This window comes from Streptomyces sp. 147326 (assembly GCF_045000215.1).
In the GTDB taxonomy this organism is placed as follows: Bacteria; Actinomycetota; Actinomycetes; order Streptomycetales; family Streptomycetaceae; genus Streptomyces.
Genome location: NZ_CP134201.1, coordinates 4,316,448 through 4,339,693, shown reverse-complemented (window position 1 = coordinate 4,339,693; position 23,246 = coordinate 4,316,448). Strand labels below are relative to the sequence as shown.

Sequence of the window (23,246 nt, the reverse complement as noted above, 5' to 3'; positions counted from 1 at the left end):
GACAGCGGAGAGGACCTGGCGGGCGTGGAGGTACGGAGCGTCGTGCTGAGCCCCGGTGAACCGTACGAGCTGCGGCTCACCGGGCGCGGCGCGCGCGGGTACGTGTGGACCTGGCAGGTCACGGGGGACGCGGACGTGGTGGCGGTGACGGAGGGGCCGACGGCCTCCGGCGACAGCCTCCCCGGGGCCCCGGTCGAGCGGACGTACGTCGTACGGGGCCTTCCCCCGGGCGGTGGCCGGGCCCGGATCCGCTTCGCGCAGGTCCGGCCGCCCTACCCGCAGGAGGCTCCGTACGACGAGTTCGTGCTCGACGTGGAGGTCACCCCGCGGACGGGCGGCGCGGCCTGAGGACCGCGTGCTGCACGGCCTCCAGCGGGCCCCGCTCGAAGCGGCGCAGCCACAGCCGCGACCCGGCCATCAGGGTCAGGCTCACCCCGGCCCACAGGCCCATCACCCACCAGGGACCGCTGCCGCCCAGCCGGTCGGCGAGGCCCAGCCCGATGCCGTAGCAGAGCAGCATGCACAGCAGGTTCTGGCCGACGTAGCAGGACAGGGCGGTGCGGCCGACGGAGCCGAGGGCGGTGGTCACGGAGCGGGGGACCCACAGCCGGTCGAGGGCGATGCCGATCAGGCCGATGTAGCCGAGGGCGAGCAGCGGTGCGGCGCCGTAGCGGCCCAGGGCGAAGAAGTCGTCGCCGCCGAGGGCGGTCGCGGCGTTCAGGGGCAGTCCGAGACCCAGCCCCCAGGCGGCCAGCCGGGCCCGGATGCGGCGGCCCTCGTCGGTGGCGGAGAAGGCGCCGGCGCGGTGCAGCCGCACGCCGAGGAGGAAGAGGAAGACCAGCAGCCCGAAGGAGAAGACGGGCTCGATGCGCAGGGCGAGGAAGTTGTCCAGGCGGAAGGCGATCTGGGCGCCGTGGCCGCCGTGCGCGTACAGCTCGGCGGCGGCCGGATCCGGTCCGTCCGGCGCGCTGTCCGTCCGGCTCAGCGCGTCGAGGGTCACCAGGGCGACCAGGGCCAGGTGCACCCCGCCCGCCGTCCACATGACCACCCGCCGGACCTTCTCGGAGCGGACCAGCAGCCGGGCCACCAGCAGCGCGGTGACGGCGTAGCCCATCAGCACGTCCCAGGCGAAGACGAGGACGAAGTGGACCGTGCCCTCCAGGAAGAGGAACGCGGCCCGCCGCGGGTAGCGGCCGGGCCAGGGCTCGCCGCGGCGCGCGGCGGAGTCGTACTGGATGGCCAGGCCCACCCCGAACAGGATCGTCAGCAGTGCCAGGAACTTGCCGTCGGCGAGGAACCGGAAGACGGCCTCGGCGAGGTTCGCCGCGGAGGGGTCCGCGATCGGGTCGGGCGTTCCCAGACCGCCCTGGAGCACGCTCCACTCGGAGCCCGGGGAGGCGAAGATCCAGACGTTGGTCATGAGGGTGCCGAGGATGGCGGCGCCGCGCAGGACGTCCAGCAGGGGGAGCCGGGTGGTCGTACGGACCACCGGGGCGAGGGTGTCGGCCATGTCTCCAGGCTCCCGGCGCGCGGGGCCGCGTACGTCCTGCGGCCGGACGAAGGCGCGGTACATCCTTCGATGCAGGGGGAGCGCGAACGGGTAGGAGAGCCGGCGGTCCGCATCCTGGACCGGGCCCCGGCTTGCACCTCTGTTGTATCTATGCTGTGCGCATGCCCGCCGCCACCCCCGCCCCCACCAGCACCGCGACCGCCGCCGAACGCGTCTACCAGCACGTCAAGCACGGTGTGCTCGACCGCCGCTACGAAGGCGGCACCCTCCTCACCGAGGGCGAACTCGCCGGGGCCGTCGGAGTGTCCCGCACCCCGGTCCGCGAGGCGCTGCTGCGCCTGGAGACCGAGGGGCTGCTGAAGCTGTACCCGAAGAAGGGCGCGCTGGTGCTGCCGGTCTCCGCGCAGGAGATCACGGACGTGCTCGAAACCCGGCTGCTGGTCGAGGAGTTCACCGTACGCAGAGCCGTACCGGCGCCACCCGGCCTGCTGGACCGGCTCGCCGCCCTGCTGGAGGAACAGCGCGGGCACGCCGCCGGGGGAGACCTCGCCGCCATGATGGCCGCCGACCGGGGCTTCCACGCCGAGATCGTCCGCAGCGCCGGCAACCAGATCCTGTGCCGCCTCTACGACCAACTCCGCGACCGGCAGCTGCGGATGGGCGTGGCCCTGCTGCACGCCCACCCCGACCGGCTGGAGCGCACCCTGGCCGAGCACGCCGAGATCCTGGACGCGCTGCGGGCCGGGGACGCGGACACGGCCGCCGCGGTGGTCCGCGGCCACATCGGGCGGGTCGGGGAACTGGTCCGGGGGCCGGGCCGGTGACCGCCCAGGGGAGCGCGCCGCAGCCGGTCGGGGACCCGCCCGGCGGCGGACGGGCCGTCGCCGTCTGGTCCATCGGCGTAGCCGTCTACTTCGTGGCGGTGATCTTCCGTACCAGTCTGGGCGTGGCCGGTCTAGACGCCGCCGACCGCTTCCACGTCAACGCCTCGGCGCTCGCCGCCTTCTCCCTCCTCCAGCTGCTCGTCTACGCGGGCATGCAGATACCCGTGGGCCTGATGGTCGACCGGCTCGGCACCAAGAAGGTGCTCACGCTGGGCGCGGTGCTCTTCACCGTCGGCCAGCTCGGCTTCGCGCTCTCGCCCTCCTACGGGATGGCGCTCGCCGCGCGGGCGCTGCTCGGCTGCGGTGACGCGATGACCTTCATCTCGGTGCTGCGGCTCGGCACCCGGTGGTTCCCGGCCCGGCGCGGGCCGCTGATGGCGCAGCTCGCCGGGCTCGTCGGCATGGCGGGCAACCTCGTCTCCACGCTCGTCCTCGCCCCCGTCCTGCACGGGGTCGGCTGGACCGCGGCCTTCGCGGGGAGCGCGGTGGCCGGGCTGGTGGTGCTGGTGCCGCTGGTGCTGTTCCTGCGGGACCACCCGGAGGGGCACGGACCGGCGCGGGCCGCCCCGAAGGGCCCGGGGGCCTCCGGGGGCTTCGTGCGCCGCCAGATCAGGGAGTCCTGGAGCGAACCGGGCACCCGCCTCGGCCTGTGGGTGCACTTCACGACGCAGTTCCCGGCGATGGTGTTCCTGCTGCTGTGGGGGATGCCGTTCCTGGTGGAGGCGCAGGGGCTGTCGCGGACCACCGCGGGCGGACTGCTCACGCTGGTGGTCGCCTCCAACATGGCGCTCGGGCTGGTCTACGGCCAGATCGTCGGCCGCCGCCAGTCCGCGCGGATCCCCCTCGCGCTGGGCACGGTCGGCCTCACGGCCCTCCTCTGGGCGGCCGTCCTCGCCTACCCGGGGGACAGGGCGCCGATGGGGCTGCTGATCGCCCTGTGCCTGGTCCTCGGCGGCTGCGGTCCGGCGTCGATGATCGGTTTCGACTTCGCCCGCCCGGCCAACCCGGCGGAGCGCCAGGGCACCGCCTCCGGGATCACGAACATGGGCGGCTTCATCGCGTCGATGACCACGCTGCTGACCGTGGGCGTCCTGCTCGACGCCACCGGCGACGACTACCGCATCGCCTTCTCGACGGTGTTCGTCCTCGAAGCGCTCGGCGTCTCCCAGATCCTCCGGCTGCGCCGCCCCGCACTGGCCAGGGAGGCGGCCCGGGAGGTGGCCCGCCACCGCATCACGAACCCCGCGCCCGCGCCCGTACCCGCAGGTGGGGCGGTACGCGGCGGCGCGGAACCGGGTGCGGACCGGGGTGCGGGGCCGGGCCCGGAACCGGACCGGGTCCCCCGCGCGCGTCCCCTGCCGGACATCGCAGGGCGCGAGGGACCGTAGGGCCGCCCTCCCGGGAGGGAGCGGCAGCATCAGGAGGGGGAACCGCCGGAATGTGGACGAGGCTGTCCGCCGACACCGTGCCGGAGGCGGAGCGGTTCGAGTGGTTCAACGACGTCGTCTCCAGCTCGCTGATGCCGACCGCCCTCGCCTCTGACCGGTCCGCCGATTTCCACGCCGCGGCGGCGGTGCTGGACCTCGGAGCCGTGCAGGTGTCGTCCTTCGAGTACGCGCACGTACGGTCGCGGCGCACGCCCGCACTCATCCGGCGCGGGGACCCCGAGCAGTACCAGCTGTCGCTGCTGACCCGCGGCCGGATGTGGATGTCCCAGTGCGGCGGCGAAGCGGAACTCGCCCCCGGCGACATGATCCTCTGGGACACCTCGCACCCCTTCGAGGCCGACTGCCGCCCCGGGAAGGGCACGCTCGGGGCGCTGGTCGTCCAGCTCCCGAGGACCGCGCTGCCCCTGCGCGCCGGCCGGATCGACCCGCTGCTCGGCCGCCGCATCGGCGCGGAGAGCGGGATGGCCGCGATCCTGGCGCAGTTCCTCACCTCACTCGGAACGCACGGTTCCGAATGCTCGCCGCAGGAGCTCCAGCGGCTCGGCACGGTGGCCGTGCCGCCGCGCGGCAGCGCGCGCCGCAGCCCGTGCCGCCGCCCGATTCAGCCCCTCCGGCGTTTGAGGAGTGGGGTCCGGGGCGAAGCCCCGGGTCCCGGCGGAGCCGGACTCGTGGGGAGCCGGGCTCGTGGGGAGCTGGCCAGCCCTACGGCGTCACGGAGAACTGCGTGAGGATGGCCTCCGCCAGCTCCGCGTCGCCCTCCACCTTCACCCGGTCGGCGACGGCGTGCGCCCGCACCCGCCCCGCCGCCAGGCGGACGTACGTCTCCCAGTCCAGCGTCAGCGTCACGGCCGGGCCCAGCGACGGCGACTTGTCCACCGTGCCGCGGCCGTCGGCGTCCACCCGTACCGTCCGCATGAACTCCAGCGCACCGTGCACGTCGACGACCACCGCCGAGTTCGCCGGCGCCCCCGCCCGCTTCGCCACCACCTTCGGCAGCCCGGCCAGCAGGAGGTCCCGCGTCACGTACGCACCCGGCGAGTCCCAGTTCCCCGGCACGCCCAGCGCCGCCCGCAGGTCCTGCTCGTGGATCCACACGTCGAACGCGCGCAGCCGCAGCGCGTGCTCCAGCGTCACCTGGTCACCCAGCGGGCCCCGCACCATCGTGTCCGGATCCCGCTTCTCGTTGCGCAGCTGCCGTGAGCGCCGGATGACGGTGTACTCCAGCTCCGAGGTCATCTCCGGCGCGGTGTGGTGACGCCGCACGTCGACCTGCACCTCCATGTACCGGCTGAACTCGTCCACCACGTGCCGCAGGTCCCGCGCCACGGTGTGGATCGGACGCGGGTCCCCGAGCTGCTCGCATTCGATGCCGATGATGTGTGACACGACGTCACGGACCGACCAGCCGGGACACGGCGTCGCCCGGTTCCACTCGCCCTCCGTCAGGGGGAGGACCAGCTCGGATATCGCCTCGATGGAGTGCGTCCACGCGTCGGCATAGGGCTGAAGGCTGGGATGGACGGTCAACGGGACCCCTCGCGGTGCTGTTCAGTGGCGCGTTTTCGGAAGCAGTGGACTCAGTTTCCAAAACTACGCTGCCGGTGAGCACCCCGGCAGTGCTTTCGTGTGACGATCGTAGGCCCGAGTTGACGGCTTGAACGCCAGGACGGTGGTAGTGTGCGCGCCTCGCTGATCCAAATCGCAGTGAACGAGGGCGAGTCGGTGACTTCCCGACGTGCCCGCGTGGCCGAGCTCGTACGCGAGCAGGCCCACTCCGACCTCGTCGTGCTGCCGGAACTGTGGCCCGTCGGCGCCTTCGCCTACGAGCAGTTCGAGACCGAGGCCGAACCCCTGGACGGCCCGACCTACGAGGCCATGTCCAAGGCCGCCCGCGACGCCGGGGTCTGGCTGCACGCCGGCTCGGTCGTGGAGCGCGCGGGCGACGGCTCCCTCTACAACACCGCACTCGTCCTCTCCCCGGCGGGCGAGCTGGCCGCCACCTACCGGAAGATCCACCGCTTCGGCTTCGACCAGGGCGAGGCGGTGCTCATGTCGCCCGGCGACTCCCTGACCACCGTGGAGCTGCCGGAGCAGACCCTCGGCATCGCCACCTGCTACGACCTGCGCTTCCCGGAGCTGTTCCGCGGCCTGGTCGACGCCGGGGCCACCACGATGGTCGTCGCGGCGGGCTGGCCCGCGCGCCGCCGGTCGCACTGGACCCTGCTCAACCGGGCGCGCGCCGTCGAGGACCAGTCGTACGTCCTGGCGTGCGGGCTGGCCGGCACCCACGCGGGCGTCGAGCAGGCCGGGCACAGCCTGGTGGTGGACCCGTGGGGCGAGGTCCTGGCGGAGGCCGGCCCCGGCGAGGCGGTCCTCACCGTGGACCTGGACCCGGCCAAGGTCCGCGACACCCGCGCCCAGTTCCCGGCCCTGAAGGACCGCCGCCTGGGCCGCTGACCCGGTCAGCCGGTGTGGAGCCGCAGCCGGACCGTGAGAACGGCGGCGGCCGGGCACGCCAGGGCGGCCAGGAGGAGCAGACGGGCCGGGACGGGGCGAGACGGGCCGGGACGGGGCGGGACGGGGCGAGACGGGCCGGGACGGGCCGAGACGGGCTAGAGCCCGTCCTCCCGCTCCTTCTCCGCCATCCGGATCACGCAGACCGCGACCGCGACCAGCAGCGCCGCGTCCGCGTCCTCGCGGACCGCGTCCACCGCGTACGTCTCGCGGACCCGGGACCACTGCCGTGAGATCAGCGCGAGCAGCTCCCCGTCGTACTCGACCTTGAACTCCCGGTCCAGGATCCGTCCGCTGACGTCGAGCTCGGTGCCCTCGGCCATGGTCACGCGGAAGTGGTTGCGCAGCAGCGAGAACCGCTTCCTGCGGATCACCGCGAGCCGCCGTTCGTCCCGCTCCAGCGTCATCGCGTCCCGCAGGGCGAACAGCTTCTCCCGCAGAGTGATCAGGATCCGCCCGTCCGGATCCTTCAGCTCCAGCGTGTCCCGGAAGCGCAGCGCCTTCCCGTCGACGAGGAAGGCGTGGCGCCCGTCCTCGTCCTCGACCCAGTAGTCGTCCCCGATGGCCAGCACTTTGTCCCGTACGAGGTATTTCATGCGCTGATCAGTGCCCGCGATAGGTTTCCGCCATGCCACTCCTCTACGTGACCGACCTGGCCTACCCGGCGCGCGGCCGCCGCTACTGCGACGAGGACATATTCCTCACCTCCCGGCTGCGGGCCGACTTCGAGCTGGCCCTGTGCCACCCCGCGGACGCGGAGGCGCTCCTCCCGCTGGGCTTCGACGCGGTGATCGTCCGCAACAGCGGCCCGGTCCTGCACTACCAGGAGGCCTACGACTCCTTCCGCGCCGTCGCCCTCGCCGCCGGCACGCCGGTCTACAACCCGCTCACCGGCCGCGCCGACATGGCGGGCAAGCAGTACCTCCTCGACCTGACGGCCGCCGGCTACCCGGTCATTCCGACGATCGACGACCCGGCCCGGCTGGCGGAGCTGCCGCCGGTGCCGCAGTACGCGGTCAAGCCGAAGCAGGGCGCCGACTCCATCGGCCTCACCTTCACCGCGACACCGGACGGCCCGGCCGGGGCCGTGCTGATCCAGCCGCGCATCGACTTCACGTACGAGGTGTCCTTCTACTTCGTCGACGACGCCTTCCAGTACGCGCTGTACGCCCCGGACCCGGCCCGCCGCTGGGAGCTGAAGCCCTACGCCCCCACCGAGGCGGACCTGGCCTTCGCCCGCGCCTTCATCGCGTGGAACACCCTCGACCACGGCATCCAGCGCGTCGACGCCTGCCGGGCCCCCTCGGGCGAACTGCTCCTCGTCGAGCTGGAGGACCTCAACCCGTACCTCTCCCTGGACCTCCTCCCGGCGGAGGTCCAGAACACCTTCATCACATCGCTCACAAGATCTCTCCACTCCTTCCTCGGCTGATGTCAGTGCCGGGTGCCAGGCTTTTCCCATGGACAAGCAGACGTTCTGGCGGTTGATCGAGACGGCCCGCGCGGGCAGCGCGGCGGACGAGGTGGCGGGGCGGGCGGCGGAGCTGCTGGCAGCCCGTCCGGCGGCGGAGATAGCCGCGACGCAGCAGGTGCTGTGGGACCTGCTGGCGGAGTCCTACCGCAGCCCGCTCTGGGCCGCGGCCTACGTGATCAACGGCGGCTGCTCGGACGACGGCTTCGACTACTTCCGCGGCTGGCTCCTCACCCAGGGCCGGGACGCCTTCGAAGCGGCCCTGGCCGACCCGGACTCCCTGGCGGCCCACCCGGCGGTCCGCGAGGCCGCGGCCGACGGTCACGAACTGTGGGACGAGGAGGCGCTCTCGATCGCCTGGACCGCGTACGAGTCCGCCACCGGCCGCGAACTCCCGGCGGACTCCTTCACGATCAGCTACCCGCCCCTGGACCCGTCCTGGGACTTCGACTTCGACGACACGGCCGAACTCGCGCCCCGCCTGCCGCTCCTGAGCGCCCTCTTCGACTATTCGTAGCGATACAGCAGCGACTCGCGCTCCTGCCGGCGGATGTCCTCGACCGTCAGACCGGGCAGGTCCAGGTGGGAGAGGGTGACCTCGGCGGAGCTCGGCGCGGCGTCCTCGGCGAGCCACTGCCCGGGCTTCCACGCGTTGCCGCGCAGGAACGCCTTCGGGCAGTGCTGGTAGGCCTCCTCGACCGCCACGACGATCGCGCTGCGCGGGGGCTTGCCGACGGCCGTCAGCTGCTCCAGCAGCCGCGGATCGGCGGAGACGCAGGCGCGTCCGTTCACGCGCAGCGTGGTGGCCCGGCCGGGGATGACGAAGATCAGCCCGGCCCGGCCCGTCTCCACGATGTTGTGGGCCGTGTCGAGCCGCTTGTTGCCGGTGGCGTCGGGGACGGCGAGGGTGAACTCGTCGAGGACGGCCACGAATCCGGGCGGACCGCCGCGGGGCGTCACGTCGCAGCTCCCGTCCGCGCCGGCGCTGGCGACGAACACCAGCGACGACCGCCCGATGACCGCGCGGGCGGCCTCGTGGATCCGGTCCACGGCCTTGCGCCGGGCCATCTCACCCGGCTCGTCGTACAGCTCGCGCAACTGTTCCGTGCTCCGGACGGCGGTGGCGTTCACGGCATCGAATATCGTCACGCTCCCGGACGCTACCGGGTGATCACCGACTAGAGCCCACTGGTGTCGAGCTCGATCCCGAACGGCTCGGGCAGCCGCACCGGCGTCCCGAACGGATGCGGCCCGTCCACCTTGGTGTACCCGAGCCGCCCGGGCTCGGCGAACACGGTGACGCTCTCCTCCAGCCGGTCGACCAGCAGATACAGCGGCGCGCCGTACTCGGCGTACCGCTTGCGCTTCACGACCCGGTCGGTCTCGGCGTTCGACTTGGAGGTCACCTCGACGATCAGCAGCGTCTGATCGGGTACCAGCGCTTCATCGTTGTATGTGAGTTCCTCGGGGACGACCGCGATGTCGGGGACGTACCAGTTGGACGATCCCGGCAGGTCGAGGTTTCCCGAGCCTTCCACGCAGCCGAGCTCATCTACCCGGGCTTCGATCTGGCGCCGTACGCGTTTGGCAGCTCGCTCGTGAGCCCAGTTCGGCGTCACGTTGGTGATGACCCCTTCGACGATCTCGGTGCGGTCCCCGCTGTGGTGCTGGATGGCGTACTTGAGGGCGTGCTCGGGATCGATGCCCTCGCCGTAGTTGTGCGCGGTGGTCATGTGCGGACGACTCCTTCGCTGCCTGTGCCCAGACTCGCACGGACGGCCGCCGCCCGTCGTCACCCCCGCGGGTGCACCTGGACCTGTGACCCGGTGTTCACACCCGGATGGCAAGCTTGAAGGATGAACGATGCTGCCCCGGCGCCCACCCCCGCGCCCGCGCCCCGCCGACGTGCCCGTGTCCGTGCCCCCGAGCTGATCGGCAAGGGCGGCTGGCTCAACACCGGCGGCAAAGAGCTCACCCTCGCCGACCTGCGAGGTAAGTGCGTTGTTGTAGATTTCTGGACCTTCTGCTGCATCAACTGCCTGCACGTCCTCGACGAGCTGCGCGAGCTGGAGGAGAAGCACCGCGACACCGTCGTGATCATCGGCGTGCACTCGCCGAAGTTCGTGCACGAGGCCGAGCACGCCGCCGTCGTCGATGCCGTCGAGCGGTACGAGGTGCACCACCCCGTGCTGGACGATCCCGAGCTCGCGACCTGGAAGCAGTACGCGGTGCGCGCCTGGCCCACGCTCGTCGTGATCGACCCCGAGGGGTACATCGTCGCCCAGCACGCCGGCGAGGGCCACGCGCACGCCATCGCGAAGCTGGTCGAGGAGCTGGAGGCCGAGCACGAGGCCAAGGGGACGCTGCGGCGCGGGGACGGGCCGTACGTGGCGCCCGAGCCGGTCGCGAGCGACCTGCGGTTCCCCGGCAAGGCGCTGCTGCTGCCGAGCGGGAACCTGCTGGTGTCGGACACCACGCGGCACCAGCTCGTCGAGCTGGACGCGGACGGGGAGAGCGTCGTCCGCCGCATCGGCAGCGGCGAGCGCGGCTTCGGCGGGGACGCCTTCAGCGAGCCGCAGGGGCTGGCGCTGCTGCCCGACGGGAGGGTCGTGGTCGCCGATACCGTCAACCACGCCCTGCGGACCTACGACCCGGCCACCGGGCAGGTGGAGACCGTCGCCGGGACCGGACGCCAGTGGTGGCAGGGCTCGCCCACCTCGGGGCCCGCGCTGGAGGTGGACCTGTCCTCGCCGTGGGACGTGGCCTGGTGGCAGGGCAAGGTGTGGATCGCCATGGCCGGTGTGCACCAGCTGTGGACCTGGGACCCGGAGAGCGGCACCGTCGCCGTCGCCGCCGGTACCACCAACGAGGGGCTGCTCGACGGGCCGGCCGCCGAGGCCTGGTTCGCCCAGCCGTCGGGGCTCGCGGCCGCCGGGGACCGGCTGTGGATCGCGGACTCCGAGACCAGCGCCCTCCGGTACGTCCACCCCACCGACACCGGCTACGCCGTCACGTCCGCCGTCGGGACCGGCCTGTTCGACTTCGGGCACCGGGACGGGGACGCGGGCCAGGCCCTGCTCCAGCACCCGCTCGGGGTGACCGCCCTGCCCGACGGCTCGGTCGCGGTGTCCGACACGTACAACCACGCGCTGCGGCGCTACGACCCCGTCACCGGGCAGGTGTCCACGCTCGCCACCGATCTGCGCGAGCCCAGCGACGCGGTGCTGGTCGGCGACGACATCGTGGTCGTCGAGTCCGCCCGGCACCGGCTGACGCGGCTGCGGCTCCCGGAGGAGGCCGTACGGGTCGAGTCCGTGGCCCACCGTACGCAGCGGGCCGCCACCGAGGTGGCGCCCGGCACGCTCCGGCTCGACGTGGTGTTCCAGGCGCCGGCCGGGCAGAAGCTCGACACCCGCTACGGGCCGTCCACCCGGCTGCTCGTCTCCTCGACCCCGCCCGAGCTCCTCGCCGGGGGCGAGGGCGCCGGGTCCGACCTGTTCCGGGAGCTGGCGCTGAACCCGGAGGTCACCGAGGGCGTGCTGCACGTCTCGGCGATGGCGGCGTCGTGCGACGACGACCCCGCCAACGAGTACCCGGCCTGCCACGTCCACCAGCAGGACTGGGGGGTGCCCGTCCGCGTCACCGCCGACGGCGTCTCCCGGCTGCCCCTCGTCCTCGCCGGGATGGACGACGAGGGGTGACCTGGGGCCCGGCGGGCCTTCCTGGGGGGTCAGCCCTCCAGGAAGGCCACCAGGGCGTTGGCGAGGAGGTACGGGTCGTCCGCGCCGCACAGTTCGCGCGCGCTGTGCATCGACAGGATCGCGACGCCGATGTCCACGGTCTGGATGCCGTGGCGGGCGGCCGTGATCGGGCCGATCGTCGTGCCGCACGGCATGGAGTTGTTGGAGACGAAGGTCTGCCACGGCACGCCGGCCCGCTCGCACGCGCTCGCGAACACCGCGCGCCCGCTGCCATCCGTCGCGTACCGCTGGTTGACGTTGACCTTCAGGATCGGGCCGCCGTTGGCGCGCGGGTGGTGCGTCGGGTCGTGCCGTTCCCCGTAGTTGGGGTGGACGGCGTGTCCGGTGTCCGAGGACAGGCAGATGGTGCCCGCGAAGGCCCGCGCGCGGTCCTCGTACGAGCCTCCGCGGGCGAAGACTGAACGTTCCAGCACGTTCCCCAGCAGCGGGCCGTCCGCGCCGGTGTCCGACTGCGAGCCGTTCTCCTCGTGGTCGAAGGCGGCCAGCACCGGGATGTGGTCGAGCTTCTCGGCGCCCGAGACGGCCGCCAGCGCCGCGACGCCCGCGTGCACCGACAGCAGGTTGTCCATGCGCGGGCCGGCCACCAGCTCGCGGTCGCGGCCCAGGTAGGCGGGCGGCTCGATGGAGTGGACCATCAGGTCCCATCCGGCCACCGAGCCCTGTTCCAGGTCCTCTTCCTCCTCGAGGAAGGCGATCAGGTCGCCCTCGTGCACGTCGCCCAGACCCCAGATCGGCTGCATGTGCCGCTGCTTGTCGAGCTTGAGGCCGTCGGTGTTCACCGACCGGTCCAGGTGCACGGCGAGTTGGGGCACGCGCAGCAGTGCGCGGTCCACGTTGACCAGGCGCTCGCTGCCGTCGCGCAGCGTCAGCCGCCCGGCGAGGCCCAGGTCCCGGTCCAGCCAGGTGTTGAGCAGGGTGCCGCCGTAGATCTCGACGGCGATCTGCCGCCAGCCCTGGGAGCCCGTGTCCGGCTGCGGCTTGACCCGCAGGTTCGGGGAGTCGGTGTGCGCGCCGACGATCCTGAACGGGGTGTGCGCGGCCGCGCCTTCGGGGACGTACCAGGCGATGAGCGCACCGCCGCGGAGCACGAACTTGCCCCCGGTGCCCGCATCCCAGGCGTCCGTTTCCGACAACTGCCTGAAGCCTGCCTTCTCCAGCCGCTCCGCCGCGTTGGCCACGGCGTGGTACGGCGACGGACTGGCCGTCAGGAAGGTCATCAGATCGTCGGTGTGGCCGCGGTCGAAGCGGGCGGGAGAGCTCATGTGGTTCACCTTAACGACGGTCGTGTTCGCCATGGCCGGACTGCGACGGATAGCCGAGGTCGGGGTCCGCAGGGTGGGTGATCTGCGGTCCCGTCGGTTCTCAGCCCGGCGGTCGCTCGAATCGGCGCTGCAGTTGTCTGCGCTCGCCCCGGCGGATGCGCGGGAGCATCTCCGGGGTCTGCGGGGAGCGCTGCGCGCGTCTCTTGCGTCCGGCGCAGAAGATACAGGCCTCACCGGGGGGTGCATCGGGGTCGATGGGCGCACCGGGGTGCTCGGAGCAGCCGGAGGCGTTGCGCGGCCGGGACAGTTCGCGGGCGACGATGAAGGCGCGGTGGAGGTCGTCGGCGATGCGGACGAAGTCCTCGGCGGGGGAGGACAGGCCCAGGTGGAACCGCTGGTCCTCGACGGTGCGCACGCACGCGCGCAGTGCCTGGAGCGTGTACGGGCCCTCCGGTACGGGGTACCCGAGGCGGCGCTGCTCCCCGGCGGGGGCGGCGGCGGGGCCGCCGTGCCGGCGCTGTCCGAGGCGTCGCCGGTCGTTGCAGATGAGGCAGCGGCCCCAGCCGTCGGGTGCCTCGGGATCGAGGGCGCCGTTGGGGTGCTCGGAGCAGCCGGTGTAGCTCTTGGCGGGGGCGAGTCCGGCGGCGGTCTGGAAGGCCACGTACAGCGCGTCGGCGATGGTGTCGTACTCGGCGGGGTGGGCGCCTTCGTACAGCTCGCGCAGGTGGTCGCCGAGACTGCCCAGGCTCGCCTGCAGCTCCTTGAGGGCGTACGGGCGCCCGGTGGGGACGGAGTACCCCCTGCTGCCGTGCTGATCCTGTGGACTCATGCGTACGAGCGTCCCATGAACGACTGACATCGGGGGAAAGCCGCAGGACAGGGGCCCCGGGGCGGACCAGGCGGCGCATGCGCCAGCGGCCGGGACCTCCTTGGGGAGGTCCCGGCCGCTGTGCGTACACGGCGTACTGGTGTGGCGGGCCGGCGCGGCCCGCGAGCAGCCTAGAAGGCGGCTTCGTCGAGCTCCATGAGGGAGTTGTCGACGGCCTCGGCCAGCGCGCGCTGGACGGAGACGCCCGGGAGGACCTCGGCCGCGAAGAACTTCGCGGCGGCGATCTTGCCGGTGTAGAAGGGGACGTCCTTCGCGGAGGCGCCTGCCAGCTTCTCGGCGGCCACGGCGGCGCCCCTGAGCAGCAGGTATCCGACGACCACGTCGCCGGAGGCCATCAGCAGGCGGGTGGTGTTCTGGCCGACCTTGTAGATGTTCTTGACGTCCTCGCCGGTGGCGGTGAGGTCGACGATCATCTGGCCGACGATGGCCTCCAGGTCCACGGCGGCCTTGGCGAGCGCGTCGCGGGCGCCGGCCAGCTCCTCGCCGCCGACGGCCTCGGCCAGGAACTTCTTGATCGTCTCGGAGAGGAGGTTCAGCGAGGCGCCCTGGTCGCGGACGATCTTCCGGAAGAAGAAGTCCTGGCCCTGGATGGCCGTGGTGCCCTCGTAGAGGGTGTCGATCTTGGCGTCGCGGATGTACTGCTCGATCGGGTACTCCTGCAGGTACCCGGAGCCGCCGAAGGTCTGCAGGGACTGCGCGAGCTGCTCGTACGACTTCTCCGAGCCGTAGCCCTTGACGATCGGCAGGAGCAGGTCGTTCAGGCCGATGAGGGCGGAGGCGTCCTCGCCCGCGGCCTGCTTGACCTGGATCTCGTCCTGGACGGTCGCCGTGTGCAGGACGAGGGCGCGCATGCCCTCGGCGTAGGCCTTCTGCGTCATGAGCGAGCGGCGCACGTCGGGGTGGTGCGTGATGGTGACCTTGGGCGCGGTCTTGTCCATGAAGTTCGCCAGGTCCGGGCCCTGCACGCGCTCCTTGGCGTACTCCAGCGCGTTCAGGTAGCCCGTCGACAGGGTCGCGATGGCCTTCGTGCCGACCATCATGCGGGCGAACTCGATGATCATGAACATCTGGCGGATGCCGTCGTGCTTGTCACCGATCAGCCAGCCCTTGGCGGGGTGCTGGTCGCCGAAGGTCATCTCGCACGTGTTGGAGGCCTTGAGGCCCATCTTGTGCTCGACGTTCGTGGCGTAGACGCCGTTGCGCTCGCCCAGCTCGCCGGTCTCCCAGTCGAAGTGGAACTTCGGGACGAGGAAGAGCGACAGGCCCTTGGTGCCGGGGCCGTGGCCCTCGGGGCGCGCGAGGACGTAGTGGAGGATGTTCTCCTCCATGTCGTGCTCACCGGAGGTGATGAAGCGCTTCACGCCCTCGATGTGCCAGGAGCCGTCGTCCTGCTGGACGGCCTTGGTGCGGCCGGCGCCGACGTCCGAGCCGGCGTCCGGCTCGGTGAGGACCATGGTGGAGCCCCAGCGCTTCTCGACGGCTATCTGGGCGACCTTCTTCTGCGCCTCGTTGCCCTCTTCGAAGAGGATGCCGGCGAACGCCGGGCCGGAGGAGTACATCCAGATGGCCGGGTTCGAGCCGAGCAGCAGCTCCGCGTAGGCCCAGATCAGGGAGCGGGGCGAGGTGGTGCCGCCGATCTCCTCGGGCAGGCCCAGGCGCCAGTACTCCGAGTCCATGAAGGCTTCGTAGCTCTTCTTGAAGGAGGCCGGGACCGGCGCGGTGTTGGTGGCCGGGTCGAAGACCGGCGGGTTGCGGTCGGCGTCCGTGAAGGACTCGGCCAGCTCGTTCTCCGCGAGGCGGGCGAGCTCGGACAGGACGCTCTTGGCGGTCTCGGTGTCCATCTCCTCGAACGGACCGGTGCCGTACTGCTTGTCGCGGCCGAGCACCTCGAAGAGGTTGAACTCGATGTCGCGGAGATTCGACTTGTAGTGCCCCATGGCGACGGCTCCGTTAAGGCTCGGGGAGAGAGGTTCCTCGTACATACCAATCGGTAACGTAATGATGCTACCCGTCGGTAATAAGGCGCAACCCCTGACGACTGTGACCAGCGTCAAGCCTGGCGGGAAATGCGTGTCCGAGCGCGACGGGCCGGTCGGTAGTCTTCCCCCCATGTACGGCTACGACCAGAACGTGAGCGCAGGGCAGCAGTACGCCGCCCCGCAGCAGATGGCCGGCGGGTACGGCGAGCAGCCGCTCTACCCCGAGCCATCGCCGCCGTCGCTCGCCGACGCGGTGCGGGCCTTCACCACCGGCTCCCTCTCCGCGGAGGACTTCCAGCAGATCTTCGCCACCTCGAAGGTCTACTGCCCGCGCGGCGAGACCCCCGGATTCCTGGCGCTGCACAACACGCAGCAGCCGGTCATCCCCATGTTCACCACGCTCAAGGAGCTCCGCCGGTACGCCGGCAAGGAGTCCAAGTACTTCGTGATCACCGGCGCCGAGGTCATCGACCTGCTGCCGACCGGGTACGGCTTCGTCCTCGACATGGAGGGCGACCACCGGATGGTCTTCGACGCCAAGGCGGTCGAGCAGATGGTCGACTTCGCCATGCGCCGCATGTACGGCTAGACGCCATTGCCGCGCAGGTGGCCGACGCCACTGCTGCGCAGACGGCTGGACGCCATTGCCGCGCAGACGGCCGGACGCCGGGCCTGACGGGGGGCGGCATTGCTGAGGGTGCACTTCACGGCCGAGGACCTGTTCAACGTCACCTTCGCGAGCGAACCGCTGCCGATGGTGGAGCTGGCCATGGCGCTGGTCGCTCCCCCAGCTACCGCTGGGAGGTACCCCCAGGCAGCGCACCGACGAACCGGCGGTTTTCGGCCGCTGGCGGGCCAGGGTCGGCCGGGAGCTGCCGGGCCGGGTGCGCCCGCTGCTGGACCTGCTGCGCCCGGACGGTGACAACCCCCAGTTCGTCGAGCCGTACACGCCCACGCTGGCGCAGGGGCTCGCCGCCGTACGGGAGGCCGCGCCGCTGCTGACCGGCGAGCAGCTCGTCCGCGCGGCCGCCCGGGCGCCCGGGCCGGATTCCTGGCTGCGGGCGCTGTGGGGCCGGGACCGCGAGGCGTGGGACCAGCTGGGCGGGGCGCTCGGGGCGGCCCACGAGGTCGTGGTGGCTCCGCACTGGTCCCGGATCCGGCAGTCCTTCCAGGCGGACGTGGCCTGGCGCACGCGGCTGCTGGCCACCCACGGCATCAAGGCGTGCCTGGCCAGTACGCACCCGCGGGCCGACTGGTCGGGCACCGTCCTGGAGGTCGACCGGCCGCCGCACTACGAGGTCCGGCTGGGCGGGCGCGGGCTGCTGCTGATGCCCTCGCCGTTCTGGACGGGGCGCCCGCTGGTCGCGGAGGGCCCGGGCGGGCTGCAGGGGCCGCCCGTGCTGATGTACCCGGCGATGACCCCGCTGCCCCTGGTCGGCTCCGGTCCCGCGGAGCGCGCGCTGGACGCGCTGCTGGGCCGGACCCGGGCGGCGGTGCTCCAGCAGCTGGTGCGGCGGCGCACGACGAGCGAACTGGCCCGGGACCTCGACATCAGCCTCCCGTCGGTCTCGGAGCACACCCGCACCCTGCGCGCGGCCGGCCTGATCACCACGGAGCGGGACGGCAAGGCGGTCCTGCACTCGGTGACGGGCCTGGGCGCGGACCTGCTGCGCAGCGGCGGCTGACCTTTCGGGCACCCCCGAAAGGATCGCGGCCGCCCGCGGGCACGGCGGACCATCGGTGCCGCGGGGGAGTCCCGCTCGGACCGGCAGGGAGGGTGCGATGTCACGTACGTCGTTGCGTACCGAGCTCGCGGCTGTGGCGGCCACGGGGGTGATGGCGCTGGGTACGGGGGTCCTGGCGGCGTCGCCGGCCCGGATCCGCCTCGACGCGCCGTAGTCGCGGGGAAGCGGCCGGTCAGGTAGGGGTGCGGCCCCCGGGGAATGTCCCCGGGGGCCGCCCTGTTCTGTGGGGTGTGGCAGAAAGTTCGAGTTTCAACTAAACTCGAAGTAGAAGGAGGTCCTGACCATGCCCGCAGTGACTGTTGAGAACCCGTTGACGCTTCCGCGAGTGGCCGAGCCGCAGGCCGCCGTCCCGCGCAAGGTGCTGGCCGTCGTCTCCGCTCCCGGTGGGTTCGAGGGTGAGGGATTCCCGGTGCGCCGCGCGTTCGCCGGGATCAACTACCAGTACCTCGACCCGTTCATCATGATGGATCAGATGGGCGAGGTGGAGTACGCGCCGGGCGAGCCCAAGGGCACGCCCTGGCACCCGCACCGCGGCTTCGAGACCGTCACGTACCTGATCGACGGAACCTTCGTCCACCAGGACAGCAACGGCGGCGGCGGAGTCATCAACGGTGGTGACACGCAGTGGATGACCGCCGGGTCCGGACTGCTGCACATCGAGGCTCCGCCGGAGTCCCTCGTCGTCAGCGGCGGGCTCTTCCACGGCCTCCAGCTGTGGGTGAACCTCCCGGCCTCCGACAAGATGATGCCCCCGCGCTACCAGGACATCGGCGGCGGCCAGGTCCAGCTGCTGACCACCCCGGACGGCGGCGCCCTGCTCCGCGTGATCGCCGGCGAGCTCGACGGCCACCAGGGCCCGGGCATCACCCACACCCCGATCACGATGATCCACGCGACCGTCACGCCGGGCGCGCAGATCACCCTGCCGTGGCGCGAGGACTTCAACGCGCTGGCGTACGTCATGGCCGGACGCGGGTCCGTCGGCGAGGACCGCCGGCCCGTCCAGACCGGGCAGACGGCCGTCTTCGGCGAGGGCGGCTCGCTCACGGTGCGGGCGGACGAGTCCCAGGACTCCAACGCCCCGGACCTGGAGGTCGTGCTCCTCGGCGGCCGCCCGATCCGGGAGCCGATGGCGCACTACGGTCCGTTCGTCATGAACAGCAAGCACGAACTCCAGCAGGCCTTCGACGACTTCCAGGCCGGCCGGCTGGGCCGCATCCCCACCACCGCGCGCACCGGGCTCGGCCACCGCGGCGCCGGCGACGCGGAGGACTGACCCGCCCCGACGGGCTCCCGGCCGGGAGCCCGTCCCGCTCTACGCGGCGTCCGCCGGATCCACGGGTCCGGGGGCGCCGTGTCGGCGTAGCGGGCCCGAAGCTCCGAGACCACCCCGAAGAGGGCCGCGGTCACCGCTACCGCGAGGAGCATGCCGGGGCTCTTCTTGCGGACAGGCGCCGGCGCGCATCGGCCCGAGCAGGGCCGTACCGGGCACGGCCGGCAGGACGGGGCCGCCCGGGGCTCACGGCACGGGGTCGGCGTCCGTCTTCGACTGCTCGTGCAGCTCGAACCAGATCGACTTGCCCTCGCCCTGCGGGTCCACGCCCCACGTGTCGGCGAGCATCTCCATCAGCATCACCCCGCGGCCGCTGGAGGACATCTCGCCGGGGTGCCGCTTGTGCGGGAGCTCGTCACTCCCGTCCGCGACCTCCACGCGCAGCCGCCGCGCGCCCAGTTCGCCGACCGCCTCCGCCACCAGCAGCGCGTCGCCGTCGGTGTGCATCAGTACGTTCGTCACCATCTCGGAGACCATCAGCACGGCCGAGTCCACCTGGTCGGCGTCGGCCCAGTCGTGCAGCAGCTCGCGGACCTGCCGGCGGGCGCCGGCGATCCGTTCCGGTTCGGCCTGGGCCACCGTCAGCACCGTACGGCGCGCCGGGCGGGCCGGGTGCGTCAGCGGCGTGGCGCAGCCGCAGTCATCGCCCTCGCGGCACAGCAGCACCACGGCTATGTCGTCCTCGCGCCGGTCGGCCAGCGGACCCGTGGTGTGGTGCGAGGACGGCCCGTGCACGGCCTGGACCAGCAGGTCGGCCAGCCTCTCGAGGTGCGGGGGCTGGAAGTGGCCGGCCCCCGCGCCCTCCGGCTCGTGCGCGCCCCCGGACCCGTGCGTGTCGGACTCCAGGACCGCGCGCAGCCGCGCCCAGCCCGTGTCCAGGTCGTGCCCGCCGGTCTCGATGAGCCCGTCGGTGCACAGCATCATCGTCTCGCCGGGCTCCAGGGTGAACCGGGTGGTGGGGTAGTCGGTGTCGGGGACGATCCCGAGGGGGAGCCCACCCGCGGTGGGGCGCATCAGGACGGTGCCGTCGGTCATCCGGATCGCGGGGTCGGGGTGTCCGGCGCGGGCCACCTCCAGCATTCCGGTCTTCGGGTCGCACTCCACGTACAGGCAGGTCGCGAACCGCGGGCTCTGGAAGTCCGCGTCCAGGTCGGCGACCGAACCCTGGCCCACGCCGGTGCCCCCGTCCTCGTAAGGGCCGGACTCCTGCGTGGCGCACAGCCCGGCCAGGAAGCGGGAGGCGCGCGAGAGCACCGCGTCGGGCCGGTGGCCCTCGGACGCGTACGCCCGTACGGCGATCCGCAGCTGGCCCATCAGCCCGGCCGCCCGGACGTCGTGGCCCTGCACATCGCCGATGACCAGCGCGAACCTGCCCGACGGCAGCGGGATCATGTCGTACCAGTCGCCGCCCACCTGGAGCCCGCCACCGGTCGGGACGTACCGCGCCGCGATCTGCATGCCCGGGATCTCCGGGCCGAGCTGCGGCATCATCGACCGCTGCAGGCCGGTGGTGAGTTCCCGCTCGGATTCGGCCACCCCGGCGCGCTGGAGCGCCTGGGCCAGCATCCGGGCCACGGTCGTCAGGACGGACCGCTCGTCGGGGGAGAAGGACGCCGGGTGCCTGAAGGCGGCCATCCAGGCGCCCATGGTCCGCCCGGCCACGGTCAGCGGCAGGAAGGCCCAGGACACCCGGTCGAAGCGCTGGGCGAGCGGCCAGGCGGCCGGGAACCGCCGTTTGTAGTCCTCCGGGGTGGCCAGGTAGATCGCCCGGCCGGTACGGACGACCTCGGCGGCCGGGTAGTCCGTCTCCAGCAGCATGTCCGTGAAGGGCTCCTCGTCCCCCGGGTCGTGCCCGTGGTGCCCGACGATCGACAGCCGCTCCCCGGCCACGCCGAAGACGGCCAGCCCGTCCGGGCTGAAGCCCGGCATGGACAGCGAGGCCGCGACCCGCAGCACCTCGGCCGTGGACCGGGCCTCCGCCAGCGCGCGGCCCGCGTCCAGCAGGAAGGCCTCGCGGGAGCGCCGCCAGTCGCCGGTGATGGGGGTGTGCGCGGCGGTGGTGCCGGGCTGCGGCTCGGCGATCTCCTGGATGGTGCCGATCAGCTCGTAGTCGACGCGGCCGTCGGCGGACCGGCTCTCCAGCGGTTTGGAGCGGCTGCGCACGGTCCGCAGGACCCGCCCGTCCACGTCCATGATCCGCAGCCGGGCCTCGGCGAGGGTGCCCTCGGCGACGGCCAGGTTCACGATCCCGTTGATCTCGTTCCAGTCCACCGGGTGGAACCGGGACCGTACGGAGACCTCCGGCAGCACCACGGGCTCCGCGGGCAGCCCGAGGAGCCGGGCGGCCTCACCGTCGAGGGTGACCGTCCCGGAGGCGTTGTCCCACCGCCACAGGCCCGTCGCGATGGCGGCCAGGACGTCCTCGGTGCGCACCCGGCCATCTTTACAGGTCATATCCGTCAGGTGCCTGTTAGGAGGGACCGCCGGACGCATTTGCGCAGGCTGGAGGGAGTGCCCGACCCGTCACCCTCCCGGACGGTAACCTTGGGACGGTTGAATCCACCCTGGTATCGCGTAGAACTGGATGACTGATGCATCGGTACAGGTCCCACACCTGCGGCGAGCTCCGCGCTTCTGACGTCGCCGCCGACGTCCGGCTGAGCGGCTGGCTGCACAACCGTCGAGACCTGGGCGGCATCCTCTTCATCGATCTGCGGGACCACTACGGCATCACGCAGCTCGTCGCCCGGCCCGGCACCGCCGCGAACGAGGCGCTCAGCAGCGTCACCAAGGAGACCGTCGTCCGCATCGACGGCAAGGTCGTCTCCCGCGGCGCGGACAACGTCAACCCCGAGCTGCCGACCGGCGAGATCGAGATCGAGGTCGCCGAGGTCGAGGTGCTCGGCGCGGCCGCCCCGCTGCCCTTCACGATCAACACCGACGACGGTGTGAACGAGGAGCGGCGCCTGGAGTACCGCTTCCTCGACCTGCGCCGCGAGCGCATGCACCGCAACATCATGCTGCGCTCGGCGGTCATCGCCTCCATCCGCTCCAAGATGGTGGCCCTCGGCTTCAACGAGATGGCGACCCCGATCCTCACCGCGACCTCCCCCGAGGGCGCCCGTGACTTCGTGGTGCCGTCCCGCCTGAACCCGGGCAAGTTCTACGCCCTGCCGCAGGCCCCGCAGCAGTTCAAGCAGCTGCTGATGATCTCCGGCTTCGACCGGTACTTCCAGATCGCGCCCTGCTTCCGCGACGAGGACGCCCGCGCCGACCGCTCGCCGGGCGAGTTCTACCAGCTCGACGTGGAGATGTCCTTCGTCGAGCAGGAGGACGTCTTCCAGCCGATCGAGCGCCTGATGACCGAGCTCTTCACCGAGTTCGGCAACGGCCGCGAGGTCACCTCGCCGTTCCCGCGGATCCCGTTCCGCGAGTCGATGCTGAAGTACGGCAACGACAAGCCCGACCTGCGCGCCAAGCTGGAGCTCGTCGACATCACCGACGTGTTCGAGGGCTCGGAGTTCAAGGCGTTCGCCGGCAAGCACGTGCGCGCGCTGGCCGTCCCGGACACCGCCGCGCAGCCGCGCAAGTTCTTCGACGGCCTCGGCGAGTACGCGATCTCGCTGGGCGCCAAGGGCCTCGCCTGGGTCCGTGTCGGCGAGGACGGCGCCCTGACCGGCCCGATCGCCAAGTTCCTCACCGAGGAGAACGTCAAGGTCCTCACCGAGCGCCTGGGCCTGGCCCCCGGCCACGCGGTGTTCTTCGGCGCGGGCGAGTTCGACGAGGTCTCCAAGATCATGTCCGGCGTTCGCGTCGAGGCGGCCAAGCGTGCCGGCCACTTCGAGGAGAACGTCTTCCGCTTCTGCTGGATCGTCGACTTCCCGATGTACGAGAAGGACGAGGAGACCGGCAAGATCGACTTCTCGCACAACCCCTTCTCCATGCCCCAGGGCGGCATGAAGGACCTGGAGGAGAAGGACCCGCTCGACATCCTGGCGTGGCAGTACGACATCGTCTGCAACGGCATCGAGCTGTCCTCCGGCGCCATCCGCAACCACGAGCCCGAGGTCATGCTGAAGGCCTTCGAGATCGCCGGTTACGAGGCCGAGACCGTCGAGCGCGAGTTCGCGGGCATGCTGCGCGCGTTCCGCCTCGGCGCCCCGCCGCACGGTGGCATCGCCCCGGGCGTGGACCGCATCGTGATGCTGCTGGCCGACGAGCCGAACATCCGCGAGACGATCGCCTTCCCGCTGAACGGCAACGCGCAGGACCTGATGATGGGCGCGCCGACGGTGCTGGAGGAGGCCCGTCTGCGCGAGCTGAACATCGCGCTGCGCAAGCCGGTCGAGACGAAGGCGGCGGAGCGGCCCGTCTCCGACGCGGTCGTCCCGGACGCCGGGTCCCCGCGGGGCTGAACCCGCCGATACGCCGAAGGCGGCGCCCCCTCTCC

The 23,246-nt window shown here is 72.1% G+C and carries 22 protein-coding genes; 12 read left to right on the top strand and 10 right to left on the bottom strand.

Going from position 1 to position 23,246, the window contains the following annotated elements:
* Nucleotides 1–24: 24 nt before the first annotated feature.
* Nucleotides 25–348: a protease inhibitor I42 family protein gene (locus RIU97_RS19615; protein ID WP_404958519.1), complete on the top strand. Its 324-nt coding sequence runs from the start codon at nt 25–27 to the stop codon at nt 346–348.
* Here RIU97_RS19615 and RIU97_RS19610 read toward each other — a convergent pair.
* Nucleotides 320–1,510: a DUF418 domain-containing protein gene (locus RIU97_RS19610; protein ID WP_404958517.1), complete on the bottom strand. Its 1,191-nt coding sequence runs from the start codon at nt 1,508–1,510 to the stop codon at nt 320–322. The genes RIU97_RS19615 and RIU97_RS19610 overlap by 29 nt on opposite strands.
* A 161-nt stretch (nt 1,511–1,671) precedes the next feature.
* Here RIU97_RS19610 and RIU97_RS19605 point away from each other — a divergent pair, with 161 nt between their 5' ends.
* The 3 genes from RIU97_RS19605 to RIU97_RS19595 are packed head-to-tail and all read left to right on the top strand — an operon-like array spanning nt 1,672 to nt 4,570.
* The gene (locus RIU97_RS19605) at nt 1,672–2,334 is read left to right on the top strand and encodes a GntR family transcriptional regulator (RefSeq protein ID WP_404958515.1); all 663 of its coding nucleotides are present in this window, start codon (nt 1,672–1,674) and stop codon (nt 2,332–2,334) included.
* The gene (locus tag RIU97_RS19600; protein WP_404958513.1) at nt 2,331–3,782 is read left to right on the top strand and encodes a nitrate/nitrite transporter; all 1,452 of its coding nucleotides are present in this window, start codon (nt 2,331–2,333) and stop codon (nt 3,780–3,782) included. The genes RIU97_RS19605 and RIU97_RS19600 overlap by 4 nt, the downstream gene beginning before the upstream one ends.
* Before the next feature lie 50 nt (nt 3,783–3,832).
* Nucleotides 3,833–4,570: a hypothetical protein gene (locus RIU97_RS19595; RefSeq protein WP_404958511.1), complete on the top strand. Its 738-nt coding sequence runs from the start codon at nt 3,833–3,835 to the stop codon at nt 4,568–4,570.
* Here RIU97_RS19595 and RIU97_RS19590 read toward each other — a convergent pair.
* Nucleotides 4,545–5,369 carry a maleylpyruvate isomerase family mycothiol-dependent enzyme gene (locus tag RIU97_RS19590; protein ID WP_404958509.1) on the bottom strand — a complete coding sequence of 275 codons (825 nt, stop codon included), beginning with the start codon at nt 5,367–5,369 and terminating at the stop codon, nt 4,545–4,547. The two genes, RIU97_RS19595 and RIU97_RS19590, sit on opposite strands and share 26 nt — an antisense overlap.
* A 150-nt stretch (nt 5,370–5,519) precedes the next feature.
* On the opposite strand from RIU97_RS19590, the gene RIU97_RS19585 reads away from it, so the two are divergent.
* Entirely contained in the window at nt 5,520–6,299 is a 780-nt protein-coding gene (locus tag RIU97_RS19585; RefSeq protein WP_404958507.1) for a carbon-nitrogen family hydrolase, read from the top strand.
* 155 nt (nt 6,300–6,454) lie between these two features.
* Here the strand turns inward: RIU97_RS19585 and RIU97_RS19580 are convergent, their stop codons facing one another.
* Entirely contained in the window at nt 6,455–6,952 is a 498-nt protein-coding gene (locus tag RIU97_RS19580; RefSeq protein WP_404958505.1) for an LURP-one-related/scramblase family protein, read from the bottom strand.
* A 32-nt stretch (nt 6,953–6,984) separates the two neighbouring features.
* On the opposite strand from RIU97_RS19580, the gene RIU97_RS19575 reads away from it, so the two are divergent.
* Nucleotides 6,985–7,788 carry a hypothetical protein gene (locus RIU97_RS19575; RefSeq protein ID WP_404958503.1) on the top strand — a complete coding sequence of 268 codons (804 nt, stop codon included), beginning with the start codon at nt 6,985–6,987 and terminating at the stop codon, nt 7,786–7,788.
* Between the two features lie 28 nt (nt 7,789–7,816).
* The gene (locus RIU97_RS19570) at nt 7,817–8,344 is read left to right on the top strand and encodes a DUF4240 domain-containing protein (protein WP_404958501.1); all 528 of its coding nucleotides are present in this window, start codon (nt 7,817–7,819) and stop codon (nt 8,342–8,344) included.
* On the opposite strand, the gene RIU97_RS19565 is transcribed toward RIU97_RS19570, so the two are convergent.
* Nucleotides 8,335–8,976 carry an MSMEG_1061 family FMN-dependent PPOX-type flavoprotein gene (locus RIU97_RS19565; RefSeq protein WP_404958499.1) on the bottom strand — a complete coding sequence of 214 codons (642 nt, stop codon included), beginning with the start codon at nt 8,974–8,976 and terminating at the stop codon, nt 8,335–8,337. The genes RIU97_RS19570 and RIU97_RS19565 overlap by 10 nt on opposite strands.
* Before the next feature lie 29 nt (nt 8,977–9,005).
* The gene (locus tag RIU97_RS19560) at nt 9,006–9,560 is read right to left on the bottom strand and encodes a Uma2 family endonuclease (RefSeq protein ID WP_404958497.1); all 555 of its coding nucleotides are present in this window, start codon (nt 9,558–9,560) and stop codon (nt 9,006–9,008) included.
* 123 nt (nt 9,561–9,683) lie between these two features.
* Between RIU97_RS19560 and RIU97_RS19555 the strand changes: the two genes are divergently transcribed.
* The gene (locus tag RIU97_RS19555; protein ID WP_404958495.1) at nt 9,684–11,528 is read left to right on the top strand and encodes an NHL domain-containing thioredoxin family protein; all 1,845 of its coding nucleotides are present in this window, start codon (nt 9,684–9,686) and stop codon (nt 11,526–11,528) included.
* A 29-nt stretch (nt 11,529–11,557) separates the two neighbouring features.
* Here RIU97_RS19555 and RIU97_RS19550 read toward each other — a convergent pair whose 3' ends face one another.
* The 3 genes from RIU97_RS19550 to RIU97_RS19540 all read right to left on the bottom strand — a co-directional run bounded on the left by RIU97_RS19550 (nt 11,558) and on the right by RIU97_RS19540 (nt 15,676).
* Nucleotides 11,558–12,850, bottom strand: a complete 1,293-nt coding sequence (locus RIU97_RS19550; RefSeq protein WP_404958493.1) for a M18 family aminopeptidase — start codon at nt 12,848–12,850, stop codon at nt 11,558–11,560.
* Between the two features lie 100 nt (nt 12,851–12,950).
* Nucleotides 12,951–13,679 (bottom strand): hypothetical protein, encoded by a 729-nt coding sequence (locus RIU97_RS19545; protein ID WP_404958491.1) that lies wholly within the window; start codon nt 13,677–13,679, stop codon nt 12,951–12,953.
* A 170-nt stretch (nt 13,680–13,849) separates the two neighbouring features.
* Nucleotides 13,850–15,676 (bottom strand): acyl-CoA dehydrogenase, encoded by a 1,827-nt coding sequence (locus tag RIU97_RS19540; protein WP_404958489.1) that lies wholly within the window; start codon nt 15,674–15,676, stop codon nt 13,850–13,852.
* 172 nt (nt 15,677–15,848) lie between these two features.
* Here RIU97_RS19540 and RIU97_RS19535 point away from each other — a divergent pair, with 172 nt between their 5' ends.
* Nucleotides 15,849–16,307, top strand: coding sequence for an SseB family protein (locus tag RIU97_RS19535; RefSeq protein WP_030302361.1), 459 nt, complete (start codon nt 15,849–15,851; stop codon nt 16,305–16,307).
* Here RIU97_RS19535 and RIU97_RS19530 read toward each other — a convergent pair.
* Nucleotides 16,304–16,489: a hypothetical protein gene (locus RIU97_RS19530; RefSeq protein WP_404958487.1), complete on the bottom strand. Its 186-nt coding sequence runs from the start codon at nt 16,487–16,489 to the stop codon at nt 16,304–16,306. The genes RIU97_RS19535 and RIU97_RS19530 overlap by 4 nt on opposite strands.
* A 113-nt stretch (nt 16,490–16,602) precedes the next feature.
* Between RIU97_RS19530 and RIU97_RS19525 the strand changes: the two genes are divergently transcribed.
* Both RIU97_RS19525 and RIU97_RS19520 read left to right on the top strand, forming a co-directional pair.
* Complete coding sequence (locus RIU97_RS19525) at nt 16,603–17,403, top strand: DUF5937 family protein (RefSeq protein WP_404958485.1); 801 nt, start codon at nt 16,603–16,605, stop codon at nt 17,401–17,403.
* A gap of 343 nt (nt 17,404–17,746) precedes the next feature.
* A complete protein-coding gene (locus RIU97_RS19520; RefSeq protein ID WP_404958483.1) occupies nt 17,747–18,739 on the top strand; it encodes a pirin family protein in 993 nt (330 codons plus the stop codon).
* Between the two features lie 243 nt (nt 18,740–18,982).
* Here the strand turns inward: RIU97_RS19520 and RIU97_RS19515 are convergent, their stop codons facing one another.
* Nucleotides 18,983–21,229, bottom strand: a complete 2,247-nt coding sequence (locus RIU97_RS19515; RefSeq protein WP_404958481.1) for a SpoIIE family protein phosphatase — start codon at nt 21,227–21,229, stop codon at nt 18,983–18,985.
* Nucleotides 21,230–21,387: 158 nt separating this feature from the next.
* Here RIU97_RS19515 and aspS point away from each other — a divergent pair, with 158 nt between their 5' ends.
* On the top strand, nt 21,388–23,211 hold the full coding sequence (gene aspS, locus RIU97_RS19510; RefSeq protein ID WP_404958479.1) for an aspartate--tRNA ligase: 1,824 nt from the start codon (nt 21,388–21,390) through the stop codon (nt 23,209–23,211).
* The last annotated feature ends 35 nt before the right edge of the window (nt 23,212–23,246 follow it).

Coding starts and splice junctions, on each gene's coding strand:
- RIU97_RS19610 (WP_404958517.1), bottom strand. CDS start 1,510: ATGGCCGACACCCTCGCCCCGGTGGTCCGTACGACCACCCGGCTCCCC.
- RIU97_RS19605 (WP_404958515.1), top strand. CDS start 1,672: ATGCCCGCCGCCACCCCCGCCCCCACCAGCACCGCGACCGCCGCCGAA.
- RIU97_RS19595 (WP_404958511.1), top strand. CDS start 3,833: ATGTGGACGAGGCTGTCCGCCGACACCGTGCCGGAGGCGGAGCGGTTC.
- RIU97_RS19580 (WP_404958505.1), bottom strand. CDS start 6,952: ATGAAATACCTCGTACGGGACAAAGTGCTGGCCATCGGGGACGACTAC.
- RIU97_RS19575 (WP_404958503.1), top strand. CDS start 6,985: ATGCCACTCCTCTACGTGACCGACCTGGCCTACCCGGCGCGCGGCCGC.
- RIU97_RS19570 (WP_404958501.1), top strand. CDS start 7,817: ATGGACAAGCAGACGTTCTGGCGGTTGATCGAGACGGCCCGCGCGGGC.
- RIU97_RS19560 (WP_404958497.1), bottom strand. CDS start 9,560: ATGACCACCGCGCACAACTACGGCGAGGGCATCGATCCCGAGCACGCC.
- RIU97_RS19555 (WP_404958495.1), top strand. CDS start 9,684: ATGAACGATGCTGCCCCGGCGCCCACCCCCGCGCCCGCGCCCCGCCGA.
- RIU97_RS19550 (WP_404958493.1), bottom strand. CDS start 12,850: ATGAGCTCTCCCGCCCGCTTCGACCGCGGCCACACCGACGATCTGATG.
- RIU97_RS19545 (WP_404958491.1), bottom strand. CDS start 13,679: ATGAGTCCACAGGATCAGCACGGCAGCAGGGGGTACTCCGTCCCCACC.
- RIU97_RS19540 (WP_404958489.1), bottom strand. CDS start 15,676: ATGGGGCACTACAAGTCGAATCTCCGCGACATCGAGTTCAACCTCTTC.
- RIU97_RS19535 (WP_030302361.1), top strand. CDS start 15,849: ATGTACGGCTACGACCAGAACGTGAGCGCAGGGCAGCAGTACGCCGCC.
- RIU97_RS19530 (WP_404958487.1), bottom strand. CDS start 16,489: ATGGCCAGCTCCACCATCGGCAGCGGTTCGCTCGCGAAGGTGACGTTG.
- RIU97_RS19520 (WP_404958483.1), top strand. CDS start 17,747: ATGCCCGCAGTGACTGTTGAGAACCCGTTGACGCTTCCGCGAGTGGCC.
- aspS (WP_404958479.1), top strand. CDS start 21,388: ATGCATCGGTACAGGTCCCACACCTGCGGCGAGCTCCGCGCTTCTGAC.